The sequence below is a fragment of the Lamprobacter sp. genome (assembly GCF_034860625.1).
In the GTDB taxonomy this organism is placed as follows: domain Bacteria; phylum Pseudomonadota; class Gammaproteobacteria; order Chromatiales; family Chromatiaceae; genus Lamprobacter.
The window spans coordinates 1-2,460 of sequence record NZ_JAYESN010000352.1; the positions used below are offsets into that span (position 1 = coordinate 1).

The window sequence follows — 2,460 nt, forward strand, 5'->3', positions numbered from 1 at the left end:
AGGCGATATAAACTTGCGATTCATGTGAAGTTGTTGTGCGCTCGTCATCTTTACTCAGTCGGCGGGATCGATCAAGCCAGGCAAATGTCCGTTCAACAACCCAACGCCGAGGGAGCAGCTTAAATCCTTTTTGGTTTTCTTCTTTTTTAACGATTTCCAAAAAACAACCAAAAGTTTTAAGAAGCCAGTTAAAAAGCGCCTCCCCGATATACCCCTGATCAGCCCAAATCCTTTGCACGGTTTTTACGACTGCAAATAATAAAATCAGGACATCTCGAGCTGCTGTACTATCAGCCACGTTAGCGGCGCTAACATAGACAGCAAGTAAGCAGCCAATCACATCAACAACGATGTGTCGTTTGCGACCTTTTACTTTCTTATTCCCATCGAAACCGGAATCTTCATAAGATTCCGGTGTTCCTTTAACACTCTGGCTGTCAATAATTGCCGCTGTTGGATCAGGGTTGCGACCCGCTTTTTTGCGGCGAATCTGAACCAGTTTTATATTTATTTTATAAAACAATCCGTTTTCTTTCCATTTGTTGTAATAATAGTTAACAAGTGTGTAATCCGGAAAATCTTTTGGCAAATAACGCCAAGGACATCCTGTTTTATTCAAATAAAAAATTGCATTTAAAATTTCTCTAAGATCGACATCTCTCGGCCTCCCGGTCTTATAGGTTTCTACCTCATTGATAATAGGTTCAATAACCTCCCACTCTTGGTCGGTCATATCACTAGGATAACGCACGTTAGGTTTCTCCTCTTTCACACACATCGATGAAAACTCCTTTTGCTATTGATTTTCACGAGATGTTAACAAATTTTAATTTTAAAATTAATAGTTTACTTTTTATACAGCCTCTCAGTCAAAGCCTAGAGCGAGGATACGGGCTTACCAAGTTCCGAATGATTGACAGGGTGGGTTAGGTGCTGACTATCCGCCGGTGTTGCTGTGACTTCGCTAAGGTACAGTCAAGACCCTAGACCTGAACACTTACCATTTTGGTTACAGCCTATCAGCGCGTTTGGCTGTTTGATTGTCACGACGTTTATCATCAGTTCACTTGCGTTCACCATACCACCCAAGCCTAGCCCTCAAACCCCTTTGGCGCTAGGAGTCACACTTTTCCTCACGGTTCCAGTGCCCGGTTACCCGGTGAGGTACATTGTCCCGACAGCTTCACACCACTCCGTTACCAGAATCGCATGTGCCGGTAGGCTACTCGTGGAAGCACACGAGGTGAGGTCGCTATGCCTCACAGTCAATCAAACGTCTACATGTCACACTCACTGCCTCAACGATACGCGCTTGCAGCCTCTTAACCGTCTTAAATGCCTTGTGCCATGTGATGGAATGCCAAGGACAACGGTCGGAGACTGCGCCAGCTAGTGCAACTGCCATAGCCATCTTTTCGTCTGCCTCCTTCAGTGTGTCTGCTAAACTCTCTCATCGTCTTAGACCATGATGGAAGTCTGCCCCCTTTCGGGTGAGGTATTTCCAAGCGTTAGACTTATTGACTTCGCATTGCCTGGCCTCTATCCCCAGCCATGACAGCCGGGGCATTCGCTTTCTCCATCGTTCCTCTACCCGCACCCCCGTGGGGATTCCTTGCGGTTTCCTTGCTCATCATCAGTCATTGCCTAGAGCGAGGATACGGGCTTACCAAGTTCCAGATATTTAACACGATGGGTTAGGTGCCAACTCTTCGCCGGTGCCCCGTTCTGGCTTCGCAAGGGCATCTACCAAACCCTTGTCCAGGCACATACCATTTTGGTGACGGCCTATCAGCGTCTTTGGCCGCTTTCTCTTCACGACGTTTATCGTTGATTCACTTTCGTTCACCTTACCACCAAGCCTAGCCCCCGCACCTCATGGCGCTTGAAGTGATTGATTGCCCTCACGGGCGGACGTCTGCGAGCCTTGCGGCTCCGGGGTACATTGTCCCAGCCGCTTCACACCCCTCCGTTACCAGAGACGCATGGGCTGGTGGGCTACGACTGGAAGCACAGCCGGTTAAGTCATAAAATGCTTAACAATCAAATGTCTAGCTTACTTGTCGCACGATAGAGTAGAGAGCAGGTTGCCATTACTTTAGTCTCGGCTTATCTGTTTCCGCCCCTTTCGTCTGGCGGTGCCTAAATAGCCGAGGCTTGGCGCTGACAACCAGCCCTCCCTCATCAAACCGTGCATGCGATTTTCCCGCACACGGCTTTCCGATGTGCTTCACAGCGAGGCATGCACAACTTTCATTGCTTGGCCTGGCAGTAGAGCGACCTCTGTCGCATCCTGATCGTATTTGGAGTGTCTAGCGATCAACGCAATCTCCCGATCCTCCGCTCTTTGGTAGCGCGCACAAAGTAGGGTCCCTTCCCTCGACCGGGGTTCTGTTGTCCCTCAGTCTCTGTCAATGGTGCCCAATTCTCGCGCATAAACGGTGAATAGCGCAGTTCATCGCC

Annotated in this window: 1 protein-coding gene; it reads right to left on the reverse strand. The window is 48.7% G+C overall.

Translation table 11 applies throughout. The features are described 5' to 3' along the window. On the reverse strand, window positions 1-778 hold a 778-nt coding region (locus tag VBE63_RS27385; RefSeq protein WP_323686156.1), incomplete at its 3' end, for an IS5 family transposase. Window positions 779-2,460: the final 1,682 nt, after the last annotated feature.